The sequence below is a fragment of the Streptomyces sp. NPDC040545 genome (assembly GCF_055595065.1).
In genome coordinates, this window is the sequence record NZ_JBVIWA010000019.1 from 150,308 (window position 1) to 168,783 (window position 18,476).

Below are 18,476 nucleotides of genomic sequence, written 5' to 3' on the forward strand. Positions count from 1 at the left end.
TCAGCCGTATACCGACCGGTAGTGGCCGGCCGCACCCGGGTGGAGCGGCACCTCGCCGGTCGAGATGGCGAAGCGGGGCTCCAGCCGGGCCCCCGCCGTCACCTCCCGCAGCAGGTCGCGCCACCGCTCGAACACCACCTGCAGCAGGTCACGCACCGCGCCCTGCGGTACGTCGGCCCGGGCCAGGAGGTAGTTGCCGACCCCGATGGTTCCCACCGGCTCCGTCAGCCCGTACACGCCTGCCGGCAGCGTGACCGCGGTGTAGACGGGGCCGTAGCGCTCCCGCAGCGCCCCGACGTGGGCGTCGAGCGGCAGGAAACGCAGCGGCAGCTCGCGCGCCAGGTCCGCCAGGGCCGGGGTGGGTACTCCTCCGGACCAGAACAGCGCGTCGACCGAGCCCCCGCGCAGGGCGCTCACCGAGGCGGCGAGGCCCAGCTGCCGCTCGTCCGCCGCCGACGGCGGTGCGGGGGCGGGGGCCGGTGCCGGTGCGGGTGCGGGGGCCGGTGCGGGTGCGCCGCTCAGCCCGGCCGCCCGCAGGACCCGTTCCGCCACCACCTGCACCCCCGAGCCCGCCGCGCCCGCCGCGACCGGACGGCCGGCGAGATCCCGCACCGAGCGCACCGGCCCGTCCGCCGGAACGAGCAGGTGCGTGTAGTTCACGTAGACCCTGGCCAGGGCCGTCGCGGTGGTCGGCCGGGGGAACGGCTCCCGCCCCAGCACCGCGTCCTCGGCCACGTCCGCCATGGCCAGGGCCAGCTCCACGGAGCCGTCGTCCAGCTTCCGCAGGTTGTCCACGCTGGCCGCGGTGCTCACCGGGACGATCTCGATCCGGCGGCCGCTCGCGGCCACGGCCTGCGCGAGGGCCTGCCCGAACGCGTTGTACGGCCCGCCCTCGGGGCCCGTGGCGAGCCGTAGCCTCCGTACCGGTCCGGAATCCCCCGAGCAGCCCGCCGACACCCCCGCCAGGATCCCGAGGCCGAGGCCCATCACCCGCCGTCTGGTCACTTCTGCGCTGGTCACGGCGGAAGCCTAGGCCGGATGTCAAGCCACGGGATTTCGGGCCGTGACGTGTTCTGCCCGATCCCGTTCCCTGGAAGGGGGAATGGGCAGGGAAGAACGGGGAGAATCTCATGCACGTCGCGACGATCATCACTGCCGCCGCCATCGCGGCATTCACCAGCATCGTCTACATCCGGCATCTCTCGAAAATCGGCTGCCGAGATCGATATATTCGCCCGACATTTCTCAACCACGGAGACGTTCCATTCTGGATCGAAATGTCCTACGGGTTCGTGCAGGGCGTGTGCCTGGTCGTGCTCAACAATGTGCTGCCGCTCTGGGCGAGTCTCGCCGTCTTCCTGGCAGCGGTAGTGCCCTCCACGGAACTGGCGCGCCGCCACCACAACCGCCGGGTCGAAAGCCTCACCTCCTCGGCCTCCCGGAAAGACGCCCCGTAGACCCGGCCCGGTGCCGCCGCGCCACGCCACGCCACGAGAGAGCTGAAGCCGGGTCTCCGTGATCAATGCGTTGGCGTCGGGACGTCCCGAGGAGCGGGTTCTTCGGGACGGACGGCATTCGGCATGTCCGAGCGTCGCGCATGGACCGCGCAGGCCGATGCCTATGCGGGCAGCTTCGGCAAGCTCTGCGCATATCCGGTGTCCCGCTTGCTCGACGCCGCGGGGATCGAGGCGGGCACGCGTGTGCTCGACGTGGGGACCGGTACGGGGACCGCCGCCGCGGCCGCGTGCGGGCGAGGGGCGAAGGCGGCGGTGGACGCCGAACCGAGCATGGTCGCCGTCGCCACCCGGAATGCGCCGACGGCCGATGTGCGCCTTGCCGTTCTGCCGGAACTGCCCTTCGCCGACGACGCGTTCGACGCGACGAGCGGGGCCTCGCCGCGCTGCCGGCCGGAGCCGGCCTGCGGGATGCCGGCTGCGAGACCCTGGTGGTGTGGGAGTACCGGACGACTCCCGAGGAGTGGTGGAGCGGCCCCGCCGCCGGCATCGCGACGATCGGGCAGATCGTGCGGAGCCAGCCGCCCGAGGTCGTCGGGACCATCAAGGCGCACTTCGAAGCACTGTGCAGCGAGTTCACCGACCGTGACGGTGCGCTCGTGCTGTCGCACACCGCCCTGCTGGCGCGCGGCCGCGCCTAAGGGCTGTCCCGTTATCCGGTGCCGGGCTGGTACGTCACTGCCCCAGGATGGGCGGTGTCAGCTGGTGGACTTGGTGCTTGCGCTTGACGCCCGCCCGGGGAAGAGTTCCGTCCTGCGGACACTGTTCCGGGTGATGTCGGATAGCAAGGCGGGGCAGAGAGATGTGCGTGATGGATGCGACGGCCAAAGAGGCTGCCGTCGCCCAGTTTCTCCACGAATATCCGCAGATAGAGCGAGCTGCATGCGACCACCCTGCGCTGCTGGGCTGCGCCGATGTCGACTGGTCGCAGATTCCCGGGTGCCCTGCCGGGATCCCGGTCCTGCTGCGAGGTCTCCTGGATGCGGTAGCCGGCCCCGAAGCCTTGCGCGTGCTGGGCAATGCCTTGATGAACAGCATCTTTCATGCTGGTGCCGCGATGCCGGCTGCACTGCCCTTCCTGATTGGCTTGGCTGGTGTCCCTAACACCACGGTGCGGCCTGGCCTGGTCGAGCTCTTGGTCGTTGCCGCAGAGGTGTCTTCGCCCGTCGACTCAGGCGACGAACGCCAGGTGCTGCTACTCGGGAACGACTGCGATCATCCGGAACGCGAAAGAGTCAGGGCCGCCTTCGCCGCACACGCCTCTGCGCTGAGCGCGTTGTTGGAGGACGAGGCTCTTCCGGACGGACTGATCAGCGCAGACGACCGCGAGTGCCTGCTCAAGGCTGTGGAACCGCAGCGGCACCCCTCCTGACTACCCATAGGCCAGCACTGCGACGCGTGAAAAGGTCTTGCAGTGTCTTGTGTGATAACGGCATCGGAGCCGTCTTGGATAGCCCCGTTCACCGGGCTGAGCCCGCGGCAGTTCGGAAAGCTCGTGACGGTTCTGCGGCGTCAGGGCGCGGATGCGATCCGAAGGGGCCGGCCGTGGAGCCTGTCCCTGGAGGATCGGAGCCTGCTGGTCGCGGCGTACTGGCGGACGAATCTGACCATGCGGCAGCTCGCTCCGCTGTTCGGAGTGTCCAAGTCGGCGGCGGACCGGATCATCGATCACCTCGGGCCGATGCTCGCCCTCCGGCCGCGCAGGCGGTTCGCGAAGGACACCGTGCTCATCGTGGACGGCACCCTGGTGCCCACCCGCGACCACGCCGTCGCCGAGCAGTCGAAGAACTACCGGTACTCAACCAACCACCAGGTCGTCATCTACGCCGACACCCGCCTCGTAGTGGTCGTCGGCCGGCCCCTGCCCGGTAACCGCAACGACTGCAAGGCGTGGGAGGAGTCCGGCGCGAAGGCCGCCGTCGGCCCGACCACGACGATCGCTGATGGAGGCTATCCGGGCACGGGGCTCGTGATGCCCCACCGGCGCCGCAAGGGCGAGGAGCTGCCCGACTGGAAGCAGGTCCACAACAAGTCCCACAAGCAGGTCCGCGCCCGCGTCGAGCATGTCTTCGCCCGGATGAAGGTCTGGAAGATCCTCCGCGACTGTCGCCTCAAAGGCGACGGCGTCCACCACGCCATGCTCGGCATCGCACGGATGCACAACCTCACCATCTCCTGATAGACCCCACGCCACGCAGCAGCCCACCGTGCCTGAGGCACTCCGAGAGTATTTACGGGACAGCCCTTAGGGCCGATGTCGCCGCGCCTCCGGAGGTGCTCCACACCTTCGTGCCCGGCGGCCCGCTGTCGGTGACCGCGCTCCCGGTGCGGGAGGTACGGCGCATGCGCAGCCACCACGGGATCACCCCGCGCTCCGCGTTAGGCCGGTGACCGCCCCGTACGGACACGGCCTGGCGGGCGGCGCCCGGTAGCGTCGCTGCCATGCGCTACCACCACGTCGACGTCTTCACCGACCGCCCCTACAGCGGCAACAGCCTCGCGGTGTTCCCCGACGCCGATCCGCTGGCCGGCGCCCAGATGCGGACGATCACCCAGGAACTGCGGCACTTCGAGTCCGTCTTCCTCATGCGCGACGGCTCGCCCGGGCGGCCGCGCACGTGGCGGGCGCGCGTCTTCGACCTCGCGGGGGAGCTGGACTTCGCCGGGCACCCCCTCATCGGCGCGGCCGCGGTGCTGCACGCCCTCCACGGCGCGGCGGACCACGAGGCCTGGACCCTGCGCCTGCCCGGCCGACCGGTGGAAGTCACCACCGAACGCCGGGGCCCCGGCCGGTACGCGAGCCTCCTCGACCAGGGCGCTGCCGCCTTCCTCGGCCGTCCCGACCCCGAAGGCGTGGCCGCCCTCTTCGCCCTCGGCCCCGGTGACCTGGACCCCGGCCTGCCCCCGGAGGTGGTCTCCACGGGCCTGCGCTACCTGGTACTCCCCGTACGCGGCGACGCGCTCGCCCGCGCCCGCGTCACGGAACCGCTCGATGTGCCCCTGGCCCGCCTCGGCGCCGATTTCGCCTACCTGCTGGACGCCGCGGCCATGGAGGGGAGGCACTGGAACAACGACGGGATCCTGGAGGACGTCGCCACCGGCAGCGGTGCGGGGTGCGCCGCCGCGTATCTGCGCAGCCACGGCCGGATCGGCGCCGCGGAGCGTCGTCTGCTGCGCCAGGGCCGCTTCACCGGGCGCCCCAGCGCCATGACCGTCAGCGCCGACGGCCACGGCCGGGACATCCGCTCGGTGCGCGTCGGCGGCGGTGTCGCCCTCGTCGGGGAGGGACGCCTGCGCGAGCTCCCGCCGTCCTGAGGCTGCCCGGCGCCCGCCGCCGGGGCGGCGGACGGCTCACCTCGCGACCGGGGGCGCGGGGACCTAGCCTGATGGTGTTGCCCGGGGCCCTCGGACGGCAGGAGACCATGCCGTGAAGCCAACCCACCTCCGGCTGCGCCGGGCCTGCGCGGCCGCCGCCGCGACCGGAGTGCTCATCGCCCCGGCCGCCGCGGGCTCCGCATCCGGGGCGTCGGTCGCCGGGCGGTCCGCTCCCGTCTCCGCGACCGCGGCCACACCCACCGCCCCCACCCCCACCTCGGCCCCTTCCCCGGACGCCGGTACGGGCTTCACACCCCTCACACCGGCCGTCGCGGCGCAACTGGACGCGGCCGTGCGCCGGGTCATGCGCGAGGCGCAGGTGCCGGGTGTGACGGTCGGGCTGTGGGCCCCCGGCAAGGGGAGCTACGTACGGTCCTTCGGTGTGGCGGACAAGGCGACCGGCGCGCCGATGGCTCCCGACCTCCACGTGCGCATCGGCAGTGAGACCAAGACGTTCACCGTCACCGCCCTCCTCCAGCTGGTCGACCAGGGGAAGGTGGGCCTGGACGACCACATCGGCGCCTACGTCACAGGGGTTCCGAACGGCGACCGCATCACCTTGCGGGAACTGGCGGGCATGCGCAGCGGACTCTTCAACTACAGCATGGACGGGGACTTCATCACGCAGCTCGAGGCCGATCCGGAAAAGTACGTCTCACCAAGGCAGTTGCTCGACTACTCCTTCAAGCACCCCGTGCAGTTCGCGCCGGGAGCGGAGTTCGACTACAGCAACACCAACCTGATCCTGCTCGGCCTGGTGGTGGAGAAGATCACCGGCCGGCCGCTCCACGAGGTCATCGCCAAGGACGTCCTGGGACCGGCCGGGCTCCGCAGCACGGTGTTCCCGACGAGCCCGGCCCTGCCGGTGCCCTACGCGCACGGCTACACCGACCAGACGGCCTCGGGCAAGGTCGAGGACTCGACCCGTTGGAACCCCTCCTGGGCCTGGGCCGCCGGAGAGATGGTCTCCGACCTCCAGGACCTCCGCAGCTGGGCCCACACCCTCGCCACCGGCACGCTGCTGAAGCCGGCGACCCAGGTCGAGCGCCTGAAGACCACCCCGATGGACATTCCGGGTGCCGGCTACGGACTGGGCATCTTCGACGTCCAGGGCTGGATCGGCCACAACGGCTCGATCCCCGGATATGAGGTTTTGCCCGTCTACCTGCCGTCGGCGCAGGCGACGATGGTCATCCTCTTGAACACCGACAGCCAGTACAAGGGCCAGGAGCCCAGCACGCTCTTCGGCGAGGCGGTCACGAGCATCGTCACCCCCGATCACGTGTATCCCGGCCACAAACCGGTCGCGCCCAAGACCGGCTGACGGCGGCCGGCGGACGGCGACCGGCGCCGGCAACCGGCGACCGGCGACGACCTGAGGACAGGAGCAGCCGTGAGCGTGGTCATCGGTACGTGGAACCTGGAGAACCTCTGCCGCCCCCTGCCCCCGGGCGGCCCGCCCTCGAACCGCTGCGCCGCCCGGGACGAGGCGTCGTACCAGGCGAAGCTGGCGGGTCTCGCGGCCACCATCGGCCATCTCGCGCCCGATCTCCTCGGCGTCCAGGAGGTGGGCAGCCACGAGGCACTGACCGATCTGGTCGACCGGCTCGACGGCGACTGGCACATCGCCCTGTCGACGCACCCCGACCGCCGCGGCATCCGGGCGGGCTTCCTCAGCCGCCGGCCGCTCACCGTGGTCGAGGACCGCACGGCCTTCCCGGACCACCTCCCGCCCGTCCGGGTCGAGGACGACGGGACCATGATCAGGAGAATGGGCCGCGGCGGCCTGGTCGTGCGCTGGAGTCCCGTGCCCGGCCACACCGTCGGGGTGGCCGTCTGCCACCTCAAGTCGAAGCTGCTGACCTTCCCCGGCAACCGTCACAGCACGGACGACGAGCAACTGCGCGCCCGCTACGCCGCGTACGCCCTGTACCGCCGGGCCGCCGAGGCCGTCACCATGCGCTTCGTGGCCGACCAGCTCCTGCAGGGCGACGGCCGCACGCACGAGGTGATCGTGATGGGCGACCTCAACGACGAGTTCAAGGCGGCCACCACGCAGATCCTGTACGGTCCGCCGGGCTCGCAGATCGGTACCGGCGGCTTCCAGGACACCGACCTCGGCGACCCGCGGAGGCTCTGGAACCTCGCCCCGCGCATCCTCGAACAGGGCGGGTTCTCCCGCGTCTTCGAGGGCCAGAAGGAGCTCATCGACCACATCCTGGTGAGCCAGGCGCTGCTGCCCCGGCTGGCGCGGGTGTTCACCGGCCCGCAGGAGCTGCCGACGGTGGACGGTGCGCACCCGGCCGCGCCGCACGACAGTCCCTCCGACCACGCGCCGGTCCTCGCCGTGCTCGACTACTGAACCGGGCTCCCTTTTCCCCGCGGTTCACCACCGGCCCGCCCTTGCGGGCGGGCCCGTCCGGAAATGCCCGTATCTCCACCGGAACTTGAGGGCCCATCACCGTCGGATCTCGGCCAGAATGGGCCGGGATGAATTCCGGTCGGCCGACCGATTTCTCACCGGTGGCCGTACCGGAAACGCCCGGTGAAACACGGCCGACAGGCCGCCACGAGGGCCGGATCGGCCACGTTCGAAAGGTGCCCGGGTCAACTGTGTTGTCCGACAGATGAGTTACTACCCAGAAGACATGGAACGTCGCTCACAGTTCGGGTAGCTTTCCATCACGTCGCCGCCACACCCGGGGCACAGGGCCCCACGGGACTAGCGGCACAAAGGACCCGACCCCTGTTGACGACAGCAACCGAAGTCTTCACAGTCCGGCCGTACACCCCGCATTGCCAGGTGATCAGCACCGAAGGCGATCATGCCGTCATAGGTATTTCCCCGGGGAACAGTTACTTCTCGGCCCAACGTGTCAATGACCTTGCCCACTGGGGCCTGCGCAACTTCGAGCAGGTCGACCTCATCTACACCGACATGCACGTGGCCGAGATGTACGAGGCTCTCGGCTACGGCGAGGACGAAGCGCGCCGGAAGGCGGTGAAGAACCTGCGCGGCGTCCGCGCCAAGGTGAACAACGCCGCCGAGGAGGCCGACCCCACCGGCACCCGCCTCCGCGCCCGCCCGATGTCCTCCCTCACCGACATCCCGGCCTACCGGGCGCTCCACAGTCACCTGACCACCCTGCTGGACACCGACCCGGAGTTCCGCAAGACCAGCAACTCGCTGGTCGACGCCTTCCTCTCGTCCAAGGTCCTGAACGGGAAGGCCGCCACCACGCGGCAGCGCGACGTGTGCCTGGAGTACGTCTGCGCCGAGATGCCGCTCTTCCTCGACACGCCGGCCATCCTCGGCGTGCCGTCCTCCCTCAATTGCTACCACCAGCTCCTGCCCATGGCGGAACTGCTCTACTCACGCGGCTCGGGCCTGCGCGCCTCGCGCAACCAGGGCCACGCCATCATCACCCCCGCCGAAGGAGCTCCCGATGTCCACTGACACCCTTCTCGACTTCCCCTTCTCCGCGCGCGGCGACCAGCTCCCGCCCGAGATCGAGGAGCTGCGCGCCGAACCGGTGAAGCGGGTCCGCACGATAGCCGGGGACGAAGCCTGGCTCGTCTCCTCCTATCCGCTGGCCAAGCAGGTCCTCGAGGATCCCCGGTTCAGTCTGAAGGACACCTCGGCCCCGGGTGTGCCCCGCCAGTACGCGCTGACGATCCCGCCCGAGGTCGTCAACAACATGGGCAACATCACCGGCGCGGGACTGCGCAAGGCCGTCCTCAAGGCGATCAACCCGAAGACCGACGGGCTCACCGACTGGATGCGCGCCCAGGCCACCAGCCTGGTCGACAGCCTCCTGAGCCAGGGGGCGCCGGTCGACCTGCGCGGCCAGTTCACCAACCCGTACGCCGAGAACCTGCACTGCCGCATCCTCGGCATTCCCGAGTCCGACGCGCCGCGCCTGGCGGCCAGCCTCGACATCGCGTTCATGAACTCGGCCTGCCCGGTCACCGGCGCCAAGCTCAACTGGGACCGCGACATCGCCTACATGGTGGAGCGCCTCGACGACCCCACCACCACCGGCCTGATCGCCGAGCTCGCCGCCCTGCGCAACGACCCCGACTACGACCACCTGACGGACGAGATGCTCGCCACCGTGGGCGTCACGCTGTTCGGTGCGGGGGTCATCTCCACCATGGGCTTCCTGACCATGGCGCTCTTCTCCCTGCTCCAGAACCCCGAGATGTGGGAGCGGCTGCGCAAGGAGCCGGAGAAGATCCCGGCCGCGGTGGATGAACTCCTGCGCATCAACCTGTCGATCGCCGACGGTCTGCCCCGGCTCGCGCTGGAGGACGTCACCCTCGGCGACGTCGAGGTGAAGAAGGGCGAGCTGATGCTCGTCCTGGTCGAGGCCGCCAACACCGACCCGGACGTGTACCCCGACCCGCACGTCGCGGACATCGACCGGCCGAACGCCGGTACGCACCTCTCCTTCGGCGGCGGCCAGCACTACTGCCCGGCCACCGCGCTCGGCAAGCGGCACACCGAGATCGCCATCGAGGTGCTCCTGGAGAAGATGCCGAACCTCGCTCTCGCCGTGCCGGTCGACCAGCTCGTGTGGCGTACCCGCTTCATGAAGCGCATCCCGGAGCGCCTGCCCGTGCTCTGGTGATCGCGTAGGCGCTCGGGACGACGCGCCTGCCCTGCGATGGCCCCGGCCGGGGGGAATCCGGCCGGGGCCATCGCCCTGTCCGCACCGCACCGCACCGCCCCGCGGCCGGGCCACGTACGTGTCGCTACGCCAGGAACGCCGCGACGGCCGCCACGAACCGGCCGGCGTCGTCGAGCCAGGGGTAGTGGCCCGCGCCCGGCTGTACGGCGAACGTGGCGCCCGGGATCAGGTCGGCGAACTCGGCCACCGACTGAGGGGGGCTGTTCAGGTCGAACTCCCCCGCGAGCAGCAGCACGGGGCTCCTCGAGGCGGCGAGCGCGGCGCACGTGGCCCGCGGGTCGAAGGCGCCGTCGGCCGCGAAGAGGGTGACGGCGTCCGGGTTGTCCGGGCGGGCCGCCGTCCGGTGCGCCCGGGCCGCGTCGTCCCACCGGCCGTGGAAGAAGGGGCTGATGGCATCCCAGTCGCTGCCCGTGCCCTCGGTGATCGCCTCGAGCGCCGCGAATGCCGCGGGGAACCAGGGCTCGTCCTTTCGCAGCCGCGCGAGCTCCCGCCGGCTCTCCCCTGTGATGACCACGCCGACGGCCCGGGTGCCGGGGGTGATCAGGGCGAGCCTGCGGACCCGGTCCGGATACCGGGCCGCGTACTGCGTGGCGAGATTCGCCCCGGCCGAGTGGGCGAGCAGGTCGATCCGGGCGAGGCCCAGATGCTCGCGCAGGGCCTCGATGTCCCCGACGAGGCGGTCGCAGCGGTAGGAGGAGGTGTCCTCGGGGACCGCGGACCGGCCGGTGCCGCGCAGGTCCAGGACGATCAGTCGGCGGTGCGCGGACAGACCCCCGAGGTCGCCGAGGTAGCCGGAGTCCGCAGGGCCCCCGGGGACACAGACGACCGGGTCGCCGCTCCCCAGGATGCGGTAGGCGAGCCGGGTTCCGTCAGGTGCGGTGAAAGTGGGCATGACACGGATCCTGACAGTCATAACCTGGTTGTACAACCTGGTTATGACCAGGAGTGTGCGGCGGTGTATAACCGAGTCGTGGCAGACCGAGAGAGTGCGCAGCGGACACCGGGCACGCTGACCGAGGAGCAGGCCGTGCGGATGCTCGCCGGGATGAACGAGGTCATCCGTGCGGGTGAGGAGATGCGGAAGCTGCGCTCCGAGATGATCAAGCTGTTCGCCGGCCTCGGCTGGACCCAGGACACGATCGCCCGGATCACCGACATGAGCCAGCCCGCCGTGTCCAAGCAGGTGGCGAAGTACGCGGTCGACACCGCCGCGCCGGCGATGGGGTTCGCCCTCGGCCAGTACGACACCCCGTGGCTCGAAGGACGCCTGTGGGGGCTGGCGGAGGCGGTCGCCGAGACCCTCGACGCCGCACGCTGCGCCCGCTGCGTCGACGCACTCGCCCGGGGCCGGAAGCGCTTCACGCCCCGGACCGTCGACGAGCTGCGGCGCCTCCTCGAAGACGACCTGACGCTCCATCGCGCGGAGCTGCCCCCTGGCTTCCGCGCCGCCTACGACGAGATCAGCCGCGGTCTCGACGTCCCGCCGAAGGCGACGGCCGGCACGCCGGTGACGGTTTCGGCCTCGGTACGCCGCACGCTCGCCCACCAGTTGCAGCGCGACCGGCTCCAGGACGAGCGGCCCCCGGGCGAGCGCTGATCCCTCCACCTGCGCCGATGGGACGATCCGCCCGGTGTGGCCGGGCGCGCCCGCCACGCCCTGCGGGAGCGGCCGACCGTCCCGTACCGGACAGATGCCCCCTTCGGCCTGCGCAGCCCCGGCCCCCGCTGCTGAAGTGTGGGTGGTCAGCACTCCGATCCGGAGAAGGGGAAGATCCTCATGCGCAGTCGACTCCGCGGCACCCTCGCCACCGGCCTCGCCGGCACCACGGCGGCCCTCGCCGTCCTGCTCGTTCCCGGCACCGCCCACGCCGCCCCGGCGAAGCTCAGCCACGCGTCGGCCGTGAGCCAGCTGAACGCGACGGGCGGCATCGGCCTGTCCTCCAGCGGTGGTTGCAGCAACCGGAACAACGCCACCTGCACCTCGCTGGAGCAGGTCAACGCCGCCACCATCAGCGACGTCCGCACCCTGCGCAACGCGAGCCACTGCGTCCTCACCATCACGGGCGGCACCGAGGTGGGACACGCCTCGGGCACCTACAGCCACTGGAACGGCTACAAGATCGACTTCAGCCCGACCAGCTGTGTCAGCAATTACGTCACCGGCAGTTTCACCCGGATCGCCGACCGCGGCGACGGCGCCGCCCGCTACCGGTCCGCCGCGGGCAACGTCTACGCCCGCGAAGGCAACCACTGGGACGTCACCTTCTGCGGTGGCAGCGCGGCCTGTACCTCCGCGGCCAGTTCCTGAGCGAGCGCAGCCGACCGCCGGGGACGGCGGGCCCGGGCCCGGCACGCTCCCCGGCCGGGCCCGGCGCACCTCCGCCGGGCCCGGCCGGGCGCCTCACCGCCGGCCCTCTCCCAGCACCTCCTGGATCACGTGCCGGGCGTTGGCCGCCATCACCCGGTTCGTCGTGCGGTAGTAGGGCAGCGCGTTCAGCGCCTGCGAGAGCGTCCGCCCCCGGCCGCGGCGCCAGGTCGCCTCGTCCACCCCGAGCTCCTCGCGGAAGACCGCTCTCGCGCCGGCCGGCAGCAGGTTCCATGCCGGGAACAGATCGCAGGCGGGATCTCCCACCCCCATGCAGCCGAAGTCGATGACCGAGGTCAGCCTTCCCCCGTCCACCAGCAAGTTGCCCGGCGTCAGATCGGAGTGCAGCCACACCGGCGGCCCGTCCCACTCCGGGGCCCGCAGCGCGTCCTCCCATACGGCGGCCACGGCATCGCAGTCGACGCCCTCCTCCGGGAACCCCCGCAACTGCTCGATCGCTGCCCGGGTCGGCGCGTCGAGCAAGGCGAGCGGCCCCCCGCGGTAGGCCTTCGGCGCCCCCCGCAGGTTGATGCCCCGCATCGCCGCCACGAAGGCCGCGAGGTCACGGGCCAGCGCCACGGGTTCCTGCAGCGCCCCGGCCTCCGGGTTCTCCCCCGCCAGCCACCGGTACACCGACCACGACCACGGATACCCGTGCGCGGGCTCCCCGGCCCCGAGGACCTCGGGGACCGCCGTGGGCAGCCGCCGTGCGAGGCGCGGCAGCCACTCCCGTTCCATCGCCACGTCCTCGGCCCCGCCCGCCAGCATCGGCAGCCGTACGACCATGCCGTCGCCCAGCCGGTACATCTCGTTGACCGTGCCGCCCGACGGCAGCCGCTCCACGGCCAGCCCGGCCCACCGGGGGAACTGACCGGCGATCAGACGGCGTACGAGGTCCTCGTCGACGGGGTGCGCGCCTGGATGCATCATCTGTGCGGTGCTCATGGTGCGCCATCCGACCGCCGACCGCCCACGGGGTCAAACCCTTTTCCCAGATCCTTTTCCCACCGCACCCGCGCGGCACCGTTGCCCGACCGGGGTCGTGATCGTTCGTGTGGCTGACGGGACATCCGGGGCAGTCATCGACGGACGGGGCGAGTGGTCGGGTTGCGAGTTGCGCGAAGGACCGTTCTGCAGGCGGCTTCGGCAGGCGCCCTGACGGCGCTGCTCGGCCGCGCATCCGCGGCAGCGGCCGCCCCGGGCGGCGCCGCCGGGGACCTGGTCAGGCTGCGCTTCACCCGGGCGACCAACGGAGCGGCCACCGCCACCGCCACCGGGGACCGGGTCGTCGCCGAGGTTCAGGGCGTTCTCTGGTCGCTGCCTCCGGACGGTTCGCCCGCGACGGCGCTGACACCGCCGGACCTCGAGCCCGGCCGCCCGGTGTTCTCCCCCGACGGCCGCCAGGTGGCGATGAGCGCCTACCGCGGCGGCGCCTTCCACATCTGGGTGATGAACGCGGACGGCTCGGGCCTGCGCCCGCTCACCGACGGGCCGTTCGACCACCGCGCGCCCGCCTGGTCGCCCGACGGCCGCTCCCTCGCCTTCTGTTCCGAGCGCGGTGGTGATCCGGTGGCCGGGAGCCCGTACCGGATCTGGACCGTCACCGTGGCCGGCGGACGCCCGCGCCGGCTGACGGGTCTGCCCGGGCAGGGCGGCCCCGGCCAGGACGGGGAGTGGGAGGACTTCGACCCGGTCTGGTCGCCGGACGGCTCGCGCGTCCTGTTCGTACGCGGCACGCCCACCGGGGAAACCCTGACCGCCCGCACCCTCGCCTCCGTGGCCGCGAACCCCGGTACCGGCGGCCCGGTCCGGGTCGAGCACACCGTCGCCGACGGCAGGCTGCTGGCTCCCGCGCTCTCCCCGTCCGGACGTACCGCCTGGCTGTACGCCACCCCGGGCCCCCGCAAGGCCGAGAACCTCTCCCTCGTCGCCGACGGCCGTCCGGTCCCCCTCGACGGTGATCTCGCCCCCGCTCCCCCGCGCTGGATCGGCGACGACCGGCTGCTGATCACCCTCGACGGCCGGTTCCGGGTGATCCGCCCCCACCGGGACGGCGGCGACGCCGGCCGCGAGATCCCCCTCGACGCCACCCTCGAAGTGCCCCGCCCCCGCTACCGGGTCAAGGAGTACGTCCTGGAGGCCGAACGAAGCCTTCCGGTCCGGGGCATCCACCTGCCGGCCCTCTCCCCCGACGGCCGCCGTGTCGCCTTCGCCGCACTGAACGCGCTGTGGGTCGCACCCGTCTCCGGAGGCCCGCCCCGCAAGATCGTCCAGGCCCCCGTCACGGCGTACGTCCAGGGGCCGGTGTGGAGCCCGGACGGCCGCGCGCTGCTCTACACCGACGACCGCGACGGCCTGAACACCGTGCGCCGCCGGGAGCTCGACAGCGGCCGGGAGAGCGTCCTCGCCCCGGGCGGCCGCGTCTACGGGGTGCTGTCGCCGGACGGCAGGAGGCTCGCCGCCCTCGACCTCGCCGGGCGGCTCCTCGTCCGCGACCTCGCGACCGGCATCGAGACCCCGCTGGTCGCGGCCCTCGGCGGTGGCGGTCTGCCGGGCCCGCCCAGCTGGTCGCCGGACGGCCGGTATCTGGCCCTCTGCGACCGCAACCGGCTCAGCCGGCGCTTCCGCGAGGGCTACAACCTCATCCGGATCGTCGACACCGCCACCGGCGCCGGCCGCCTGCACGCGCTCGCCCCGCACGCCTCGCTCGCGGACCGCTACGCCTCCGGCCCGGTCTGGTCCCCCGACGGCCGCTTCCTGGCCTGCGTCAGCGAGTCGGCCCTGTGGCTGCTTCCCGTCGGCCCCGACGGCGCCCCGACCGGACCGGCCCGCCAACTGACCGACGAGCCCGCCGACCACCCTTCGTGGTCCGCCGATTCCCGCACCCTGCTCTACCAGTCCTGTGCCCGGCTGCGCCTGCTCGCCCTCGACCGAGCCGGAGCACCGGCCGGAGCGCCCCGGACCGTGCCCGTCTCCCTGAACTACCGGCGCCCCGCACCCGTCGACACCGTCGTGCACGCGGGACTGCTGTGGGACGCCACGGGCTCCGCGCCCCGCGCCGACGTCGACGTCCTGATCGACGGCGGCCGGATCACCGGCGTCGAGCCGCACCGGCCCGGCCGCCGAGCCGCCCGCACCGTGGACTGCTCCGACGGCACGGTCCTGCCCGGCCTGTGGGACGCGCACGTCCATCCGTACCCCTACACCTACGGGGCGCGCCAGGGTGCGCTGCACCTCGCGTACGGGGTCACGACCGTGGTCTCGCTCGGCGGTTCCGCCTATGAACAGGCCCGGCTGCGCGAGGACATCCGGGCCGGGCTGCTCGCCGCTCCCCGCCTGCTGGCGGGCGGGGAGCTCCTCGACGGCTCGCGGGTCGCCTACAGCATGGGGCGCGCCCATCGCACGCGAGCCGGGTTCGCCCGCTCGCTGGCCCGGGCCGCGGCGCTGGACTGGGACTTCGTCAAGACGTACGTACGAGCCCCCTACGAGCAGATGGCCGAGGCGGCCCGCTTCGCGCACGAGCGGCTCGGCGTCCTGGCCGGCTCCCACCTGTGCGCCCCCGGCATCCGCTCCGGCCAGGACCTGACCACGCACCTGGTGGCGACCGAGCGTGCCGAGTACGGGCACGGTGCGACCCCGCGGGGGCACACCTACCAGGACACCCTGGAGGTCTACACGCACGGCGGTTTCGACCTGATCGCCACCCCCTTCACGGCCGTCCCGCTGATCGGCGCCGATCCGGCGCTCGCCGACGATCCGCGGGTGACCTCCCTGATGCCGCCGTGGGACGTGGCGGCCGTCCGGGCTGCGGCCGCCGCGCCGCCGAGCGCGGAGCAGAGCGCGGCGCTGGAGCGGGAGGTCGGCGTCTACCGCCGTGTCGTCGAAGGCGGCGGGCGCCTCGCCCTGGGCACCGACGCGCCCCTCACCCCGGTCGGTCTCCATCTCCACCTGGCCCTGCGGGCCCTGCACCGGTACGGGCTGACGCCCGCGGAGGCCCTGACCACGGTGACCCTGGCCCCGGCCCGGATGTTCGGCGTCGCCGACCGGCTCGGCACGGTCGAGCCCGGCCGGATCGCCGACCTCACCCTGGTCGACGGCGATCCGTTCACCGACTTCGACGACCTGGTGCGCGTACGGGCGACCGTCCGCGGCGGGAACCCGCGTGAACGCCCGGCCCTGGAACGTGCCTTCACCCCGTCCGCCGCGCCACCGGTCCCGGCCCCGGACCCGGCCGACTGGCGCGCGGTCCTGGACCAGATGCTGCGCGACGGCTGCTGCACCCCGAACGGCTAGGGGCCCGGAGCCGCCCGCCTGGCCGGCGTACGGGTGGACGAGCGGGCGCGGCAGTGCTTCTGCGCGCCCCACCCCGGGGTGCGGGGCTCGGCCGCCGACCGGCTCACCCGACTCCGCACCGCACTGGCCCCGGCTGCGGCGGCGGCCCGGTAGGGGGCCGGGGGCGGAGGCGGCCGTCCTCGGCGAGGCCGTGATCAGGGCCGGTCGTACCAGGCGAAGGCCGCGATCCGCCAGCCGTCCGCGGTGCGGACGAACTGGATGGTCTTGGTCCCGGCCCCCTCGAACGGCTTGCCGTCCAGGATCCCTGACTTGCGGTACTCGCCGAACCGCGACGCGATGTCGCCCGCGATCTCGGTCCGTTCGGAGGTCTCCCACTCGGAGAACTCGGCCAGGCGCCCCCCGGCGGCCAGCAACAGGCGGCGCGGCTCGATGAATTCCTCCACGGTCCAGACCGTGAACTGCGGACCGGTCATGGTGATCACTCCGCCCGGGAGGACCAGCCGCCGGATCCGGTCCAGATCGGCGGCCTTGCCGCCCCGGTTGTCGAAGGCGCCGAAGAACTCGGCGGTCACCACGTCTATTTCGGCCTTGGACGACATGGCGCGACATTAACACCGAGGACCCGTCCTGGGCGTGGCCGCGAGCGCTGTGGTGATCACCAGGGGCGGTGCCGCCCGCTCCGCCGACCACGCGCGGCCGGCCGCGAAGTCCGCGTCGGCCACGGTCAGGGCCTCGTCGACGGTGGGCCGGTGCTGGACGACGTCCCGGAATCCCGCACGTTCCAGCAGGGCGGGGAGGACGCCGGCGGGCCACGCGTGGTTGCGCACCTCCTGCCAGGATCCGTCCGTGCGCCGGAGCCGTACGGTCAGCTCGTCGCCCGGCCCGTACACCTCGCCCGGTTCACCGATCCGCAGCGAGGCGTACTCGGTGCCGCTGCACGCGGGATCGGTGGCCAGCAGCACGAACGGGGCGCCCGGCCGCAGGAGTCGGCGGATCTCGGTGAACACGCCGAGCACGGCCTCCTCGGTCGGCAGCGACGCCAGTACGTGGTTGCACATCACCGCGTCCGCGCAGCCGTCCGGCAGGCCGGTCACGCGTCCGTCCTCGACCAGGTGGTACTCGGCCACCGCGGTCGCCGAGCCGCGGGCGAGCGCCAGCATCTCCGGGGAGGTGTCCACCCCCAGCACCCGCGCCCCCAGCCGCCGGGCCGCCTCGTCGGCCACCTTGCCCGGACCGCATCCGTAGTCCACCAGGACCTCGCCGGCGCCGATCCGGCGAGCCAGGGCCCGGAAGACGAACGGGTACCCGAGCAACCAGTCCGTGGCCGCCTCCACCGCCGCGAATGCGCGCGCCCCTTCACGTCCGGACCAGGCGGTGCCGTCCTCGGCACCACCGGGCCCGGGTCCCTGCGGCCTGTCGCTCACCCTCCCACTATCGACCCACCGCGGCCGTACGGCCGCGGAACGACACGGGGTACGTACCCGCCACGGTGGAGAGGCGACCGGATCCGCCCCTTCCTTCGCCTTGCCGGTGCCGCGCTCGCCCCGCCGGCCCGTCCTGTCGCCGGTGCTAGAGGTCGATCCAGTAGCGCCGCTTGGGGCCGATCAGGGTTTCGCGGACGTCCTCGAGCACTCCGCCGTTGCCCTCGATCGTACGGATGGACGCCTCGTTGTCCGGGTCGCAGGTCAGCAGGACCCGGTCCATCCCCAGGACCCGCGCCTCGTGCAGGACGGCTCCCAGGGCCCAGGTGGCCAGGCCTCGGCGACGTGCCGAGGGCCGGACGCTGTAGCCGATGTGGCCGCCCGCGTCGAGGAGGAACCCGTTGAGGTAGTGCCGCAGGTCGATCGCGCCCAGGTACGTGTCGCCCTCGGCGATCCACCAGTACGTCGCGTGGACCCGGCCGTGGTCGACCGGCAGGGTGCGGTCCGAGTACCGGCGCAGTCGCTCCACCCAGGCCGCGAAGCCCTCCGGGGTGTCCACTTCGTCCTCGGAGCTGAGCCCGCCGCCGTCGATGTGGGCGTCCGGTCCCCCTTCACGCTGCGCGGCGAGCCAGGAAGTGTGCAGGTGGGGGGTCGGGGCTATGAGCTCAGGCATACCTCGGACGATAACAGTCGGCCGGTCCGGTCAGCCGTGACGCGGGCCGCTAGGTCCTGTCGTCAAAGTGGCGTCGGTAAGGCCCGCGGCGTCCGGTGCCGTGCATCGCAAGGCGGAGGGGCGCCCGTGTACTGGACGTACTCG

The 18,476-nt window shown here is 72.4% G+C and carries 18 protein-coding genes and 1 pseudogene; 13 read left to right on the top strand and 6 right to left on the bottom strand.

The window, feature by feature from the left end:
* Entirely contained in the window at nt 1-1,020 is a 1,020-nt protein-coding gene (locus tag ACZ573_RS30125) for a TAXI family TRAP transporter solute-binding subunit (protein WP_471310091.1), read from the bottom strand.
* Between the two features lie 110 nt (nt 1,021-1,130).
* On the opposite strand from ACZ573_RS30125, the gene ACZ573_RS30130 reads away from it, so the two are divergent.
* The 10 genes and pseudogenes from ACZ573_RS30130 (at nt 1,131) to ACZ573_RS30175 (ending at nt 9,520) form a co-directional block, all read left to right on the top strand.
* Nucleotides 1,131-1,457 carry a hypothetical protein gene (locus tag ACZ573_RS30130; RefSeq protein WP_471310095.1) on the top strand — a complete coding sequence of 109 codons (327 nt, stop codon included), beginning with the start codon at nt 1,131-1,133 and terminating at the stop codon, nt 1,455-1,457.
* Nucleotides 1,458-1,580: 123 nt separating this feature from the next.
* Nucleotides 1,581-1,823, top strand: a pseudogene (locus ACZ573_RS30135) (50S ribosomal protein L11 methyltransferase); the annotation flags it as partial.
* A gap of 125 nt (nt 1,824-1,948) precedes the next feature.
* On the top strand, nt 1,949-2,155 hold the full coding sequence (locus ACZ573_RS30140; protein WP_471310152.1) for a hypothetical protein: 207 nt from the start codon (nt 1,949-1,951) through the stop codon (nt 2,153-2,155).
* Nucleotides 2,156-2,322: 167 nt separating this feature from the next.
* Entirely contained in the window at nt 2,323-2,886 is a 564-nt protein-coding gene (locus ACZ573_RS30145; protein ID WP_471310154.1) for a hypothetical protein, read from the top strand.
* A gap of 42 nt (nt 2,887-2,928) precedes the next feature.
* A complete protein-coding gene (locus tag ACZ573_RS30150; protein ID WP_471310098.1) occupies nt 2,929-3,693 on the top strand; it encodes a transposase in 765 nt (254 codons plus the stop codon).
* Nucleotides 3,694-3,956: 263 nt separating this feature from the next.
* The gene (locus ACZ573_RS30155; protein ID WP_471310101.1) at nt 3,957-4,829 is read left to right on the top strand and encodes a PhzF family phenazine biosynthesis protein; all 873 of its coding nucleotides are present in this window, start codon (nt 3,957-3,959) and stop codon (nt 4,827-4,829) included.
* 112 nt (nt 4,830-4,941) lie between these two features.
* Nucleotides 4,942-6,213, top strand: a complete 1,272-nt coding sequence (locus ACZ573_RS30160) for a serine hydrolase domain-containing protein (protein ID WP_471310103.1) — start codon at nt 4,942-4,944, stop codon at nt 6,211-6,213.
* Between the two features lie 75 nt (nt 6,214-6,288).
* Complete coding sequence (locus tag ACZ573_RS30165) at nt 6,289-7,251, top strand: endonuclease/exonuclease/phosphatase family protein (protein WP_471310149.1); 963 nt, start codon at nt 6,289-6,291, stop codon at nt 7,249-7,251.
* A gap of 387 nt (nt 7,252-7,638) precedes the next feature.
* The gene (locus ACZ573_RS30170) at nt 7,639-8,346 is read left to right on the top strand and encodes a cyclodityrosine synthase (protein ID WP_471310106.1); all 708 of its coding nucleotides are present in this window, start codon (nt 7,639-7,641) and stop codon (nt 8,344-8,346) included.
* A complete protein-coding gene (locus ACZ573_RS30175; RefSeq protein ID WP_471310108.1) occupies nt 8,336-9,520 on the top strand; it encodes a cytochrome P450 in 1,185 nt (394 codons plus the stop codon). The genes ACZ573_RS30170 and ACZ573_RS30175 overlap by 11 nt, the downstream gene beginning before the upstream one ends.
* Nucleotides 9,521-9,644: 124 nt before the next feature.
* Here ACZ573_RS30175 and ACZ573_RS30180 read toward each other — a convergent pair whose 3' ends face one another.
* The gene (locus tag ACZ573_RS30180) at nt 9,645-10,472 is read right to left on the bottom strand and encodes an alpha/beta fold hydrolase (protein WP_471310112.1); all 828 of its coding nucleotides are present in this window, start codon (nt 10,470-10,472) and stop codon (nt 9,645-9,647) included.
* 78 nt (nt 10,473-10,550) lie between these two features.
* On the opposite strand from ACZ573_RS30180, the gene ACZ573_RS30185 reads away from it, so the two are divergent.
* Both ACZ573_RS30185 and ACZ573_RS30190 read left to right on the top strand, forming a co-directional pair.
* Nucleotides 10,551-11,177 carry a sigma-70 family RNA polymerase sigma factor gene (locus ACZ573_RS30185; RefSeq protein ID WP_471310114.1) on the top strand — a complete coding sequence of 209 codons (627 nt, stop codon included), beginning with the start codon at nt 10,551-10,553 and terminating at the stop codon, nt 11,175-11,177.
* A 180-nt stretch (nt 11,178-11,357) separates the two neighbouring features.
* Nucleotides 11,358-11,888: a hypothetical protein gene (locus tag ACZ573_RS30190; RefSeq protein WP_471310116.1), complete on the top strand. Its 531-nt coding sequence runs from the start codon at nt 11,358-11,360 to the stop codon at nt 11,886-11,888.
* Between the two features lie 93 nt (nt 11,889-11,981).
* On the opposite strand, the gene ACZ573_RS30195 is transcribed toward ACZ573_RS30190, so the two are convergent.
* Nucleotides 11,982-12,890, bottom strand: a complete 909-nt coding sequence (locus ACZ573_RS30195; RefSeq protein ID WP_471310119.1) for an aminoglycoside phosphotransferase family protein — start codon at nt 12,888-12,890, stop codon at nt 11,982-11,984.
* 153 nt (nt 12,891-13,043) lie between these two features.
* On the opposite strand from ACZ573_RS30195, the gene ACZ573_RS30200 reads away from it, so the two are divergent.
* On the top strand, nt 13,044-16,238 hold the full coding sequence (locus ACZ573_RS30200; protein ID WP_471310122.1) for an amidohydrolase family protein: 3,195 nt from the start codon (nt 13,044-13,046) through the stop codon (nt 16,236-16,238).
* 194 nt (nt 16,239-16,432) lie between these two features.
* Here the strand turns inward: ACZ573_RS30200 and ACZ573_RS30205 are convergent, their stop codons facing one another.
* From ACZ573_RS30205 to ACZ573_RS30215, 3 genes are all read right to left on the bottom strand, one after another.
* The gene (locus ACZ573_RS30205) at nt 16,433-16,837 is read right to left on the bottom strand and encodes a Cif family virulence factor (protein WP_471310124.1); all 405 of its coding nucleotides are present in this window, start codon (nt 16,835-16,837) and stop codon (nt 16,433-16,435) included.
* 9 nt (nt 16,838-16,846) lie between these two features.
* A complete protein-coding gene (locus ACZ573_RS30210; protein ID WP_471310128.1) occupies nt 16,847-17,662 on the bottom strand; it encodes a class I SAM-dependent methyltransferase in 816 nt (271 codons plus the stop codon).
* A 145-nt stretch (nt 17,663-17,807) separates the two neighbouring features.
* Nucleotides 17,808-18,332 carry a GNAT family N-acetyltransferase gene (locus ACZ573_RS30215; RefSeq protein WP_471310129.1) on the bottom strand — a complete coding sequence of 175 codons (525 nt, stop codon included), beginning with the start codon at nt 18,330-18,332 and terminating at the stop codon, nt 17,808-17,810.
* Nucleotides 18,333-18,476 lie beyond the last annotated feature (144 nt).